The sequence below is a fragment of the Streptococcus sp. KHUD_018 genome, assembly GCF_054861215.1.
Window position 1 is genome coordinate 777,087 of the sequence record NZ_CM142176.1, and the last position, 12,363, is coordinate 789,449.

Consider the following 12,363-nt stretch of genomic DNA (forward strand, 5'->3'; position numbering starts at 1 on the left):
TATTTAGACGATAGGAATAAGTTCGCCACCTATTTGTTGGTTTATATAATTTCTATCTTCTGGATATTTCAATAGATAGGAGTTGATAGCTTCCATAATCTGGAAGTTCAATAATCCCACTGGTGATACTGGACCCCAAGTTTTAAATAGGGTTAGGGAAAAGATGAGTGTTCTCAAACCGTTTTGTCCTTGCCCATTCTTGTAATCTTCTTCTGAGATGTGCAATCGATTGTGAAAGAACTTATTGTAATTGATTTTGTTCTTTTCTGTTGTAAAGTTATAGACTCTTCCAAGATGGGCGCATCTGTTTCGATAGGAGAGTAAGAAGTAAAATACATTTATAAACAATTGTTTAATACCATTATCTATATTTTCTTTGTCTAGCCCTGTCATGCGCTGGATAACTTCTGTCTTTATATGTGACTTTTGTAGTTTATAAAAAGTAATTAGGTGGCCAAAAGTCATCCCTTTAACAAGAATCCAAGGTGGCACGTTGCCATGCTTTTCTCGATAATGTTTATATGGTTGAGTCTTATCTTGGGTGATTTTATAACATTTACGTAGAAACTTGGATCGTTCAGACTCTTTGAATTTTTTGGCACCTCGTTCATAGTTCTCTCTTTGAAGGTATTTATCTTGGTCCGCAGTGTAATGCTCTGCGACTACGTATGAGAGAACGGTTCTAAGATGAGCCTCGATTTCTTGTAATGCTAGATTGATATTTGTTCGTATGCTTTTGTCCATGAGGAAAAAGTCTACGAGTTTTTCAAATGTTGTGCCCTCTTTGAATTTCTCTCCTTGTTCAATACCAATTTCTTTATAGCCGTTTATGATTTCGTAATAGCTGTATGTCGATAAAATGCTGATTGCACTGTTTTCATCTCGGATGGCAAGTCCTCGAGATTTTAGGAGTTCTATCTGCTCTGGGAATGTTTTGAACGGTTTTGTTTCCATATCTCTCCTTTATAAATCAAAAAGAGCCCCTGCATACATGCAAAGGCTCTTTTAGGCTCCCAGGGGGGAGCATTCACTTAGATTAACTTTATTATAGAGTCTTTTGCTTTTTTTGTCAAGTTTTTTGTTAAATTCAGTTTTTTCTACCCTTTATATATGCTCAGACTCGCCAAACTTTACGAGTGTGGGGATTTTTTTTATTTTGGGGCTAGGATAGCGATAATTGAAACCACAATCCCAATAATTGAAAGGAGAGATCCAACGGTTAATGCGATTATACATTATCAGACCGCTCTCTGGTTGGCGTACCAGATTCACCAATAGCAGTCACAATAAAACAATTTTTTCGGATATAGTTTTTTCTCCGATTGTTTTATTTTAATTATACCATATTTGAAAAGGGTGAGGAAATGAGACCAAAACGATATCCGTATAACTTTAAATAAAATCGGGTGAATGTTTTAGATAGTCGTTTCTATACACGACTAATCGTTGAAATTAGCGATGGAAAGAAAAAATCACAGAAGTCACATTGGATGAAGTAACTCCTGATGCAGGATATACCGTAAGGTTAAGGCCAAAATATGACTAGCCTTTAGGAGGGAATAAAATGATTCATCATTATATAACTCAATATGATATAACTCAATATGCAAGCAATGGGAAAGATTACGCCGAAGCATGGATTCAAATCAATATTTTTGGAATGTGCTTTTGTTTACGGAAAAAGCGTACAACCATTGAACGATTGTACGCAAACGAAGATTAGACTTTCTTCCAGCCGTTGCCTTTAGCTGATGTCGGAGGGAGCCGATCACCTTTTCCAATAGTTGCGGTATGACCGTTAGTGACTTTTCCACCACGAGGTCCCACCTCTACATAGTGGCCAGGTTTCTGATTGTCTGTTCCAGGTTTTATTGGAGTATTTGACATAATAATGCTCCTTTCTGTAGAAATTTTGACTAAAACGGTGAGAGGTCCTAGTCAAGAATGATTATAACATATATTGCAGAAAAACACAACATGTTGTTGTTTTAATTTATTTATCAAACGACATATAGTGTTTTTGGAGATATAAAATGTGGGAACAATTAAACAGAATAATGTTGGAAAGAAATTTGAATGGCAATCAATTATCTAATAAGGCTGGAGTTAATCGAAGTTTCTGTTTACCCAATCGCAAAATAAAAAGGTTCAGTGAACCTTTTTATCCCGAGCCTTAAAATGAAAAGGCGAGGAAGCTAGAACTAGCATAAAATAAGGCTTTCTGAGTTTTCGGAGAGCCTATTTTTTTGTTTTGATACCTATAATTCTTTGTTACTAGTGTAGATGCATTTTATGAGTGGCATTATTTTTCCTAGGTGGAAAATTTCTAAAATATGGTATAATGAACAGATAGAGAAGTTGGGGGGTAAAAGATGAACATTCAACAATTACGCTATGTTGTGGCCATTGCTAATAGTGGTACTTTCCGTGAAGCTGCTGAAAAGATGTATGTTAGTCAGCCGAGTCTGTCTATTTCTGTGCGCGATTTGGAAAAAGAGCTTGGTTTTAAGATTTTCCGTCGGACGAGTTCGGGAACGTTTTTGACCCGTCGTGGTATGGAATTTTATGAAAAAGCGCAGGAGTTGGTCAAAGGTTTTGATGTTTTTCAAAATCAGTATGCCAATCCTGAGGAAGAAAAGGATGAATTTTCCATTGCCAGTCAGCACTATGACTTCTTGCCACCAACCATTACGGCCTTTTCAGAACGTTATCCTGATTATAAGAACTTTCGTATTTTTGAGTCTACTACAGTTCAAATTTTAGACGAAGTAGCCCAAGGACACAGTGAGATTGGGATTATCTACCTCAACAATCAAAATCAAAAAGGAATTATGCAACGGGTTGAAAAGCTTGGTTTAGAAGTTATTGAACTAATTCCTTTCCAGACTCACATTTATCTTCGTGAAGGGCATCCTTTAGCACAGAAAGAGGAATTGGTCATGGAGGACCTAGCGGATTTACCAACAGTTCGTTTCACCCAGGAAAAGGATGAGTATCTATACTATTCAGAGAACTTTGTCGACACCAGCGCGAGCTCCCAGATGTTCAATGTGACCGACCGAGCTACTTTGAATGGTATTTTAGAGCGGACGGATGCTTATGCGACAGGTTCTGGATTTTTGGATAGTGACAGTGTCAATGGCATCACAGTCATTCGTCTCAAGGATAATCTAGATAACCGCATGGTCTATGTCAAACGGGAAGAAGTGGAGCTTAGCCAAGCTGGTACTCTTTTCGTTGAGGTCATGCAAGAATATTTTGATCAAAAGAGGAAATCATGAAAAAAAGAGGAATAGTGGCAGTCATTATACTGCTTTTGATTGGGCTGGATCAGTGGGTTAAAGCCTATGTTGTCCAGCAGATTCCACTGGGTGAAGTGCGTTCGTGGATACCCAATCTCGTTAGCTTGACCTATCTGCAAAATAGAGGGGCAGCCTTCTCCATGTTGCAAGATCAGCAGTGGTTATTTGCTGTTATTACACTGGTCGTCATGGTAGGTGCCATTTGGTATCTACATAAACACATGGAGGATTCTCTCTGGATGGTTTTTGGACTGACTTTGATAATCGCGGGAGGTCTGGGCAACTTTATTGACAGAATGAGTCAAGGTTTTGTGGTGGATATGTTTCACCTAGACTTTATCAACTTTGCGATTTTCAATGTTGCCGACAGCTATTTAACAGTTGGTGTGATTGTTTTATTGATTGCAATGCTTAAAGAGGAAGTAAATGGAAATAAAAATTGAAACTGGTGGACAACGTCTAGACAAGACTCTATCGGATCTAACAGAATTGTCACGTAGTCTCGCGAATGAACAAATCAAGGCTGGACAAGTTTTGGTTAATGGGCAAGTAAAAAAAGCTAAATACACTGTCCAAGAGGGCGATATCGTCACCTACCATGTGCCAGAACCAGAGGTTTTAGAGTATGTGGCTGAGAATCTGCCACTCGAGATCATCTACCAAGATGAGGATGTAGCCGTTGTTAACAAACCTCAGGGAATGGTGGTGCATCCGAGTGCTGGTCATACTAGCGGAACCTTGGTCAATGCCCTCATGTACCATATCAAAGACTTGTCAGGTATCAATGGGGTTCTCCGACCGGGTATCGTTCACCGCATTGACAAGGACACATCTGGACTTCTCATGATTGCAAAAAATGATGAGGCCCACTTAGCACTTGCCCAAGAACTCAAGGATAAAAAGTCTCTCCGCAAATACTGGGCGATTGTTCATGGCAATCTTCCCAATGATCGTGGTGTCATTGAAGCGCCGATTGGTCGGAGCGAGAAAGACCGTAAGAAACAGGCTGTGACTGCTAAAGGAAAGCCTGCCGTAACACGTTTTCACGTCTTGGAACGTTTTGGTGATTATAGTTTAGTGGAGTTGCAACTGGAAACAGGGCGTACCCACCAAATCCGTGTTCATATGGCTTATATTGGCCATCCAGTCGCTGGGGATGAGGTCTACGGTCCTCGCAAGACCCTGAAAGGACATGGACAGTTTCTCCATGCCAAGACTCTAGGTTTTACTCATCCGAGAACAGGTGAAACCTTGGAATTCACAGCAGATATTCCAGAGATTTTTAAAGAAACGCTGGAAAGATTGCGAAAAAATGAGAATAGATAAAAGAGTTGAGATGCCTTGTCTCAACCTTTTTCATTTCAAGTCTTTTCTATTTTAAAGTATTCATGTTATAATGGATAAATATGAAGAATCGGAGTGAGAATATGAAGTACAAACGAATCGTCTTTAAGGTGGGGACCTCCTCCTTGACAAATGAAGACGGGAGTTTATCAAGAAGTAAAGTAAAGGCAATTACCCAACAATTAGCTATGCTGCATGAAACTGGACATGAGTTGATTTTGGTGTCATCTGGTGCAGTTGCCGCTGGATTTGGAGCTTTGGGTTTTAAAAAGCGTCCGACCAAGATTGCAGATAAACAAGCTTCGGCTGCAGTTGGTCAGGGACTTTTGTTGGAGGAATACACAACCAATCTCCTCATGCGCCAGATCGTTTCAGCACAAATCTTGCTGACCCAGGATGATTTTGTGGATAAGCGCCGTTATAAAAATGCCCATCAGGCCTTGTCTGTATTGCTCCATCGTGGTGCCATTCCCATCATCAATGAAAATGATAGTGTCGTCATTGACGAACTCAAGGTGGGTGATAATGACACTCTGAGTGCCCAGGTAGCGGCGATGGTCCAAGCGGACCTTTTAGTTCTCTTGACCGATGTGGACGGTCTCTATACCGGAAATCCCAACTCAGATCCAACAGCCAAACGTTTGGAGAAAATCGAGACTATCAATCGTGAGATTATTGATATGGCTGGTGGAGCAGGTTCTTCAAATGGAACTGGGGGTATGCTGACAAAAATTAAGGCGGCTACGATTGCAACGGAGTCGGGTGTACCAGTCTATATTTGCTCCTCCTTGAAATCTGATGCCTTGATTGAGGCAGCTGAAGAAACTAGGGATGGTTCCTTCTTTGTTGCGCAAGAGAAGGGACTTCGTACCCAGAAACAATGGCTGGCCTTCTATGCTCAAAGTCAGGGAACGATTTGGGTAGATGGTGGAGCTGCAGAGGCACTTTCAAAAAACGGGAAAAGTCTCCTTTTATCGGGTGTGGTAGAAGTGGAAGGAAACTTCTCTTACCACGATATTGTCACAGTGGCTGATAAAGAAACGGGTCAATCTCTTGGGAAGGGACGTGTCCAATTTGGTGTCTCAGCCCTAGAAGATATGCTCCGTTCTCAAAAAGCTAAGGGAGTCTTAATTCACCGTGATGACTGGATTTCCATCACTCCTGAAATCCAGCTGCTCTTTACAGAATTTTAGAGGTGAACGATGGTAAGTACACAAGAACAATTTGAACAGGTACAGGCTGTTAAAAAATCAATCAATACTGCCAGTGAAGCAGTGAAAAACCAAGCCTTGCTAGCCATGGCAGATCATTTATTGGTAGCTACTGAGGAGATTTTAGTGGCCAATGCCCTCGATATGGCAGCGGCCAAAGGTAAAATCTCAGATGTTATGCTAGATCGTCTTTATTTGGATGCAGGACGTATAGAAGCGATGGCAAGAGGAATTCGTGAAGTGGTTGCTTTACCAGATCCTATCGGTGAAGTCCTAGAAACAAGTCAGCTTGAAAATGGCTTGGTTATTACTAAGAAGCGTGTGGCCATGGGGGTTATTGGTATTATCTACGAAAGCCGTCCAAATGTGACGTCTGACGCGGCTGCTTTGGCTCTCAAGAGTGGAAATGCGGTCGTTCTTCGTAGTGGTAAGGACGCCTACCAAACTGCTCATGCTATTGTCACAGCCTTGAAGAAGGGCTTGGAGAAAACGACCATTCATCCAAATGTGATTCAACTGGTGGAAGACACCAGCCGAGAAAGTAGCTATGCTATGATGAAGGCCAAGGGCTATCTAGACCTTCTCATACCTCGTGGAGGAGCTGGTTTGATCAATGCTGTTGTTGAAAATGCTATCGTGCCTGTTATTGAGACAGGAACTGGGATTGTCCATGTCTATGTAGATAAGGATGCAGACGAAGACAAGGCACTATCGATTATCAACAATGCTAAAACCAGCCGTCCTTCTGTCTGCAATGCCATGGAGGTCTTGCTGGTTCATGAAGACAAGGCAACAAGCTTCCTCCCTCGCTTGGAACAAGTGCTGGTTGCAGAGCGTAAGGAAGCTGGACTAGAACCAATTCAATTTCGTTTGGATAGCAAAGCAAGTCAGTCTCTTTCAGGTCGAGCAGCTGAGGCTCAAGACTTTAATACCGAATTTTTAGATTATATCCTAGCTGTTAAGGTTGTGAGCAGTTTAGAAGAAGCGGTTGCGCATATTGAAGCCCACAGTACCCATCATTCGGACGCCATTGTGACGGAAAATGCTGAAGCTGCAACTTACTTTACAGATCAAGTGGACTCAGCAGCGGTGTATGTCAATGCCTCAACGCGTTTCACTGACGGTGGGCAATTTGGTCTTGGATGTGAGATGGGGATTTCTACTCAGAAACTGCATGCGCGTGGGCCTATGGGCTTGAAAGAGTTGACCAGCTACAAGTATGTGGTTACTGGTGACGGACAGATAAGGGAGTAAGAGATGAAGATTGGATTTATCGGTTTGGGAAATATGGGAGCTAGCTTGGCTAAGGCTGTTTTGCAGGCCAAGACGGATGAACAGATTCTCCTTGCCAATCGCAGTCAAGCAAAAGTAGATGCTTTCATCGCCAACTTCGGCGGTCAGGCTTCCAGCAATGAAAAAATATTTGCAGAAGCAGATGTGATTTTTCTAGGAGTAAAGCCTGCTCAGTTCTCGGACTTACTTTCTCAATATCAGACCATCCTTGAAAAACGAGAAAGTCTTCTTTTGATTTCCATGGCGGCTGGATTGACCTTGGAAAAACTAGCAAGTCTTCTGCCAAGTCAACACCGGATTATTCGCATCATGCCCAATACACCAGTGGCTATCGGCCAAGGAGTAATTAGTTATGCCATGTCAGCAAACTGTCGTGCTGAGGACAGGGAACTCTTTTGTCAGTTATTAGCCAAGGCTGGCCTCTTGGTTGAACTTGGGGATGGCTTAATCGATGCTGCGACAGGTCTTGCAGGTTGTGGACCAGCCTTTGTCTACCTTTTTATCGAGGCTTTAGCAGATGCGGGTGTGCAGACAGGATTGCCCCGAGAAATGGCTTTAAAAATGGCAGCCCAAACAGTAGTCGGCGCTGGGCAAATGGTTCTCGAAAGTCAGCAACATCCTGGAGTTTTGAAAGACCAAGTTTGTAGCCCAGGAGGTTCGACTATCGCTGGTGTAGCACGCCTGGAAGAACATGCTTTTAGAGGCACCGTCATGGACGCAGTTCAGCAAGCCTACAAACGAACACAAGAACTAGGTAAATAAGAGGTTGGATGACTCCCAGCCTCTTTTATGGTCGATTGAATGGAGAAGACACAAAAAGTTTGTCACAATTCCCTATTTTTTGATAGAATAGAAGTAGTAAAAAAGAAATGAGTTAGACATGTCAAAAGGATTTTTAGTCTCTCTTGAGGGACCAGAGGGAGCAGGAAAGACCAGTGTTTTAGAGGCTCTGCTCCCAATTTTAGAGGAAAAAGGAGTAGAGGTGCTGACGACCCGTGAACCTGGCGGAGTCTTGATTGGGGAGAAAATTCGTCAAGTGATTTTGGATCCAAGTCATACTCAGATGGATCCTAAAACAGAACTCCTTCTCTATATCGCCAGTCGTAGACAGCACTTGGTGGAAAAAGTTCTTCCAGCACTTGAAGCTGGCAAGTTGGTCATTATGGACCGCTTCATCGATAGTTCTGTTGCTTATCAGGGATTTGGTCGTGGCTTGGATATTGATGCCATTGATTGGCTCAATCAGTTTGCGACAGATGGCCTAAAACCCGATTTGACCCTCTATTTTGATATTGAGGTGGAAGAGGGGCTGGCTCGCATTGCTGCCAATAGTGACCGCGAGGTCAATCGTTTGGACTTGGAAGGCTTAGACTTGCACAAGAAAGTTCGTCAAGGTTACCTTTCTCTTCTGGAAAAAGAAGGAAATCGCATGGTCAAGATTGATGCGAGTCTTCCTTTGGACCAAGTTGTGGAAACAACCAAGGCTGTCTTGTTTGATAGAATGGGCTTGGCTAAATGAAACAAGATCAACTAAAGGCTTGGCAGCCAGACCAGTTTGACCGCTTTGTCCGTATCCTAGAACAAGACCAGCTCAATCACGCCTATCTCTTTTCAGGTTTCTTTGGAAGCTTGGAAATGGCACAGTTTTTGGCTAAGAGCCTCTTTTGTACGGATAAAGTAGGCGTTCTACCATGTGAGAAATGCCGAAACTGCAAGCTGATTGAGCAGGAAGAATTTCCCGATGTTACTTTAATCAAGCCAGTCAATCAGGTCATCAAGACAGAACGGATTCGGGAATTGGTGGGTCAGTTTTCCCAAGCAGGGATTGAAAGTCAGCAACAGGTTTTTATTATCGAGCAGGCGGAGAAAATGCATCCCAACGCGGCTAATTCTCTGCTCAAGGTCATCGAAGAACCTCAGAGTGAAGTTTACATTTTCTTCTTGACCAGCGATGAGGAAAAGATATTACCGACTATCCGTAGTCGGACACAGATTTTCCACTTTAAAAAGCAAGAAGAAAAACTCATCCATCAATTAGAACAAGCAGGTCTGGTCAAGAAAAAAGCAACTTTCTTAGCCCAGTTTTGTCAATCACGAGCTGAAGCTGAAAAGTTGGCAAATCAGGCAAGTTTTTGGACCTTGGTGGATGAGAGTGAACGCTTGCTGACTTGGTTATTAGCTAAGAAAAAAGAAAGTTATCTTCAAGTTGCTAAATTAGCCAACTTGGCAGATGACAAGGAAAAACAGGATCAGGTTTTGCGAATCCTCGAAGTGCTATGTGGACAGGATCTTCTCCAAGCAAGAATAAGAGTGGTTCTGCAAGATTTGCTAGAAGCTAGAAAAATGTGGCAAGCCAATGTCAGCTTTCAAAACGCCATGGAATATCTGGTCTTGAAAGAAATATAAACTCAAAGAAGGATTAAGAAAGGAAAGGGCTGGTTTATGGACAAAAAAGAATTATTTGACGCGCTAGACGATTTTTCCCAACAATTACTGGTGACCTTGGCCGATGTGGAAGCCATCAAGAAAAATCTCAAGAGCCTGGTAGAGGAAAATACAGCTCTTCGCTTGGAAAATAGTAAGTTGCGAGAACGCTTGGGCGAGGTGGAAGCAGATACACCCGTTAAGGCCAAGCATGTTCGTGAAAGCGTCCGTCGGATCTATAAAGATGGTTTTCACGTATGTAATGATTTTTACGGCCAACGCCGAGAACAGGACGAGGAATGTATGTTCTGTGACGAGTTGTTGTACAGGGAGTAGGCATGCAGATTCAAAAAAGTTTTAAGGGGCAGTCTCCCTATGGCAAGCTTTACCTAGTAGCAACACCGATTGGCAATCTAGATGATATGACTTTTCGTGCCATCCAGACCTTGAAAGAGGTGGATTGGATTGCTGCTGAGGACACGCGCAATACAGGGCTTTTGCTCAAGCATTTTGACATTTCGACCAAGCAGATTAGTTTTCATGAGCACAATGCCAAGGAAAAAATTCCTGATTTGATTGATTTTCTGAAGGCGGGACAAAGTATTGCTCAGGTCTCTGATGCGGGTCTGCCTAGTATTTCGGATCCTGGGCATGATTTGGTCAAGGCAGCCATCGAGGAAGAGATTGCAGTTGTCACAGTTCCAGGTGCCAGCGCAGGGATTTCTGCCTTGATTGCCAGCGGCCTAGCACCACAACCACATATCTTTTACGGTTTCTTACCGAGAAAATCAGGCCAGCAAAAGCATTTTTTTCAAGCCAAAAAAGACTATCCTGAAACTCAGATTTTCTATGAATCGCCCCATCGTGTAGCGGATACATTGGAAAACATTCTAGAAGTCTACGGTGACCGCTCGGTTGTCTTGGTTAGAGAATTGACCAAGATTTATGAAGAATACCAACGTGGAAAGATTTCAGAGCTAGTAGAAAGTATTGCTGAAACGCCACTCAAGGGCGAATGCCTTCTCATCGTCGAAGGTGCCAGTCAGGATGTGGAGGAAAAGGACGAGGAGGACTTGTTTTCAGAAATCCAATCTCGTATCCAAGAAGGCATGAAGAAAAATCAAGCTATCAAGGAAGTAGCGAAGATTTACCAGTGGAATAAAAGCCAGCTTTACGCTGCCTACCACGACTGGGAAGAAAATCAAGAAAATGACTAAACAGGGAAGTTTGCCTTCTTCCCTTTTTTTGTTATACTAGTAGAAGAAAATTTAGAAAGATTTGTGGGAGTGAAAAAGTCCGAGGGACTTTTTCAACCTGAGCCAAGAAATTCGAAAGCGAAGAAAGTTCGGGGAACTTTTTCAATGTGAATCTTATCTTCACACTCCCAAAGAGGTATTAGTGTCGTGTCTCAATCTTATATCAATGTTATCGGTGCTGGTTTGGCAGGTTCTGAAGCAGCTTACCAAATCGCAGAACGCGGTATTCCAGTTAAACTTTATGAAATGCGTGGGGTCAAGTCAACACCTCAGCACAAAACAGACAATTTTGCTGAATTGGTTTGTTCCAATTCCTTACGTGGGGATGCTTTGACCAATGCAGTTGGGCTTCTCAAGGAAGAAATGCGTCGCTTGGGTTCTGTTATCTTGGAATCTGCTGAAGCTACACGTGTTCCTGCTGGTGGAGCCCTTGCGGTGGACCGTGATGGTTTCTCTCAAATGGTGACTGAAAAGGTGGCTAATCACCCCTTGATTGAAGTGGTTCGTGATGAAATTACAGAATTGCCGACTGATGTTATTACAGTTGTCGCTACTGGTCCTTTAACCAGCGATGTCCTAGCTGAAAAGATTCATGCCCTTAATGACGGTGATGGTTTCTATTTCTACGATGCGGCGGCGCCGATTATCGATGTCAATACCATCGATATGAGCAAGGTCTATCTCAAGTCTCGTTATGACAAGGGAGAAGCAGCCTACCTCAATGCCCCTATGACCAAGCAAGAATTTATGGATTTCCATGAAGCATTGATCAATGCGGAAGAAGCCCCGCTCAATTCGTTTGAAAAAGAAAAGTACTTTGAAGGTTGTATGCCTATCGAAGTCATGGCTAAGCGTGGCATTAAAACCATGCTTTATGGTCCGATGAAGCCAGTCGGTTTGGAGTATCCAGACGATTATACAGGCCCTCGTGACGGGGAGTTCAAAACACCGTATGCTGTTGTCCAGCTTCGTCAGGATAATGCGGCTGGTAGCCTCTACAATATCGTTGGTTTCCAAACCCACCTCAAATGGGGAGAACAAAAGCGTGTCTTCCAAATGATTCCAGGTCTTGAAAATGCTGAGTTTGTCCGTTATGGGGTCATGCATCGCAATTCTTATATGGATTCACCAAATCTTCTTGAACAGACTTACCGTTCTAAGAAACAACCAAACCTCTTCTTTGCTGGTCAAATGACGGGTGTAGAAGGCTATGTTGAGTCAGCAGCTTCAGGCTTGGTTGCAGGTATTAACGCAGCTCGTCTCTTTAAGGGTGAAAGTGAAGCTATCTTCCCAGAGACCACAGCGATTGGAAGTCTGGCTCATTACATCACTCACGCTGATAGCAAACATTTCCAACCAATGAACGTCAATTTCGGGATTATCAAGGAATTGGAAGGCGAGCGTATCCGTGATAAGAAGGCTCGTTATGAAAAAATTGCAGAGCGTGCTCTTACCGACTTAGAGGAATTTTTAACGGTCTAATTTTTTTCAAAGAATTGCTCATGATACTATAAAAATCTTAGAAATTGTGAT

14 protein-coding genes and 1 pseudogene are annotated in these 12,363 nt (G+C 42.6%); 12 read left to right on the plus strand and 3 right to left on the minus strand.

Features of this window, described 5'->3' with window-relative positions; genetic code table 11:
- Positions 1 to 3: 3 nt before the first annotated feature.
- Positions 4 to 954 carry an Abi family protein gene (locus ACVBD2_RS03895; protein WP_164978747.1) on the minus strand — a complete coding sequence of 317 codons (951 nt, stop codon included), beginning with the start codon at positions 952 to 954 and terminating at the stop codon, positions 4 to 6.
- Positions 955 to 1,564: 610 nt separating this feature from the next.
- Between ACVBD2_RS03895 and ACVBD2_RS03900 the strand changes: the two genes are divergently transcribed.
- Positions 1,565 to 1,723, plus strand: coding sequence for a hypothetical protein (locus tag ACVBD2_RS03900; protein WP_206280117.1), 159 nt, complete (start codon positions 1,565 to 1,567; stop codon positions 1,721 to 1,723).
- Here ACVBD2_RS03900 and ACVBD2_RS03905 read toward each other — a convergent pair.
- Both ACVBD2_RS03905 and ACVBD2_RS03910 read right to left on the minus strand, forming a co-directional pair.
- The gene (locus tag ACVBD2_RS03905; RefSeq protein WP_084940180.1) at positions 1,720 to 1,887 is read right to left on the minus strand and encodes a YjzC family protein; all 168 of its coding nucleotides are present in this window, start codon (positions 1,885 to 1,887) and stop codon (positions 1,720 to 1,722) included. The two genes, ACVBD2_RS03900 and ACVBD2_RS03905, sit on opposite strands and share 4 nt — an antisense overlap.
- A gap of 420 nt (positions 1,888 to 2,307) precedes the next feature.
- Positions 2,308 to 2,380: pseudogene (locus tag ACVBD2_RS03910) on the minus strand (AraC family transcriptional regulator); the annotation flags it as partial.
- Here ACVBD2_RS03910 and ACVBD2_RS03915 point away from each other — a divergent pair.
- The 11 genes from ACVBD2_RS03915 (at position 2,373) to trmFO (ending at position 12,312) form a co-directional block, all read left to right on the plus strand.
- Positions 2,373 to 3,281 carry a LysR family transcriptional regulator gene (locus tag ACVBD2_RS03915; RefSeq protein ID WP_001025723.1) on the plus strand — a complete coding sequence of 303 codons (909 nt, stop codon included), beginning with the start codon at positions 2,373 to 2,375 and terminating at the stop codon, positions 3,279 to 3,281. The pseudogene ACVBD2_RS03910 and the gene ACVBD2_RS03915 sit on opposite strands and share 8 nt — an antisense overlap.
- Entirely contained in the window at positions 3,278 to 3,745 is a 468-nt protein-coding gene (gene lspA / locus ACVBD2_RS03920; RefSeq protein WP_235096476.1) for a signal peptidase II, read from the plus strand. The genes ACVBD2_RS03915 and lspA overlap by 4 nt, the downstream gene beginning before the upstream one ends.
- Positions 3,729 to 4,628, plus strand: coding sequence for an RluA family pseudouridine synthase (locus tag ACVBD2_RS03925; protein ID WP_461686168.1), 900 nt, complete (start codon positions 3,729 to 3,731; stop codon positions 4,626 to 4,628). The genes lspA and ACVBD2_RS03925 overlap by 17 nt, the downstream gene beginning before the upstream one ends.
- 101 nt (positions 4,629 to 4,729) lie before the next feature.
- Positions 4,730 to 5,839, plus strand: a complete 1,110-nt coding sequence (gene proB, locus ACVBD2_RS03930; RefSeq protein ID WP_461686169.1) for a glutamate 5-kinase — start codon at positions 4,730 to 4,732, stop codon at positions 5,837 to 5,839.
- A gap of 9 nt (positions 5,840 to 5,848) precedes the next feature.
- Positions 5,849 to 7,111 (plus strand): glutamate-5-semialdehyde dehydrogenase, encoded by a 1,263-nt coding sequence (locus ACVBD2_RS03935; protein ID WP_461686170.1) that lies wholly within the window; start codon positions 5,849 to 5,851, stop codon positions 7,109 to 7,111.
- 3 nt (positions 7,112 to 7,114) lie between these two features.
- The gene (proC, locus tag ACVBD2_RS03940; protein WP_461686171.1) at positions 7,115 to 7,912 is read left to right on the plus strand and encodes a pyrroline-5-carboxylate reductase; all 798 of its coding nucleotides are present in this window, start codon (positions 7,115 to 7,117) and stop codon (positions 7,910 to 7,912) included.
- A 118-nt stretch (positions 7,913 to 8,030) separates the two neighbouring features.
- Positions 8,031 to 8,669 carry a dTMP kinase gene (tmk, locus tag ACVBD2_RS03945; RefSeq protein WP_461686172.1) on the plus strand — a complete coding sequence of 213 codons (639 nt, stop codon included), beginning with the start codon at positions 8,031 to 8,033 and terminating at the stop codon, positions 8,667 to 8,669.
- Positions 8,666 to 9,556: a DNA polymerase III subunit delta' gene (locus tag ACVBD2_RS03950; RefSeq protein ID WP_461686173.1), complete on the plus strand. Its 891-nt coding sequence runs from the start codon at positions 8,666 to 8,668 to the stop codon at positions 9,554 to 9,556. Before tmk ends, ACVBD2_RS03950 begins: the two co-directional genes overlap by 4 nt.
- A gap of 36 nt (positions 9,557 to 9,592) precedes the next feature.
- A complete protein-coding gene (gene yabA / locus ACVBD2_RS03955) occupies positions 9,593 to 9,910 on the plus strand; it encodes a DNA replication initiation control protein YabA (RefSeq protein WP_000358229.1) in 318 nt (105 codons plus the stop codon).
- Between the two features lie 2 nt (positions 9,911 to 9,912).
- On the plus strand, positions 9,913 to 10,791 hold the full coding sequence (rsmI, locus tag ACVBD2_RS03960) for a 16S rRNA (cytidine(1402)-2'-O)-methyltransferase (RefSeq protein WP_235096469.1): 879 nt from the start codon (positions 9,913 to 9,915) through the stop codon (positions 10,789 to 10,791).
- Between the two features lie 186 nt (positions 10,792 to 10,977).
- Positions 10,978 to 12,312 carry a methylenetetrahydrofolate--tRNA-(uracil(54)-C(5))-methyltransferase (FADH(2)-oxidizing) TrmFO gene (gene trmFO / locus ACVBD2_RS03965; protein ID WP_461686174.1) on the plus strand — a complete coding sequence of 445 codons (1,335 nt, stop codon included), beginning with the start codon at positions 10,978 to 10,980 and terminating at the stop codon, positions 12,310 to 12,312.
- The last annotated feature ends 51 nt before the right edge of the window (positions 12,313 to 12,363 follow it).

What these genes read in the sequence shown, in the direction of transcription:
- ACVBD2_RS03895 (WP_164978747.1), bottom strand. Translation starts at nt 954, where the DNA reads ATGGAAACAAAACCGTTCAAAACATTCCCAGAGCAGATAGAACTCCTA.
- ACVBD2_RS03900 (WP_206280117.1), top strand. Translation starts at nt 1,565, where the DNA reads ATGATTCATCATTATATAACTCAATATGATATAACTCAATATGCAAGC.
- ACVBD2_RS03905 (WP_084940180.1), bottom strand. Translation starts at nt 1,887, where the DNA reads ATGTCAAATACTCCAATAAAACCTGGAACAGACAATCAGAAACCTGGC.
- ACVBD2_RS03915 (WP_001025723.1), top strand. Translation starts at nt 2,373, where the DNA reads ATGAACATTCAACAATTACGCTATGTTGTGGCCATTGCTAATAGTGGT.
- lspA (WP_235096476.1), top strand. Translation starts at nt 3,278, where the DNA reads ATGAAAAAAAGAGGAATAGTGGCAGTCATTATACTGCTTTTGATTGGG.
- ACVBD2_RS03925 (WP_461686168.1), top strand. Translation starts at nt 3,729, where the DNA reads ATGGAAATAAAAATTGAAACTGGTGGACAACGTCTAGACAAGACTCTA.
- proB (WP_461686169.1), top strand. Translation starts at nt 4,730, where the DNA reads ATGAAGTACAAACGAATCGTCTTTAAGGTGGGGACCTCCTCCTTGACA.
- ACVBD2_RS03935 (WP_461686170.1), top strand. Translation starts at nt 5,849, where the DNA reads ATGGTAAGTACACAAGAACAATTTGAACAGGTACAGGCTGTTAAAAAA.
- proC (WP_461686171.1), top strand. Translation starts at nt 7,115, where the DNA reads ATGAAGATTGGATTTATCGGTTTGGGAAATATGGGAGCTAGCTTGGCT.
- tmk (WP_461686172.1), top strand. Translation starts at nt 8,031, where the DNA reads ATGTCAAAAGGATTTTTAGTCTCTCTTGAGGGACCAGAGGGAGCAGGA.
- ACVBD2_RS03950 (WP_461686173.1), top strand. Translation starts at nt 8,666, where the DNA reads ATGAAACAAGATCAACTAAAGGCTTGGCAGCCAGACCAGTTTGACCGC.
- yabA (WP_000358229.1), top strand. Translation starts at nt 9,593, where the DNA reads ATGGACAAAAAAGAATTATTTGACGCGCTAGACGATTTTTCCCAACAA.
- rsmI (WP_235096469.1), top strand. Translation starts at nt 9,913, where the DNA reads ATGCAGATTCAAAAAAGTTTTAAGGGGCAGTCTCCCTATGGCAAGCTT.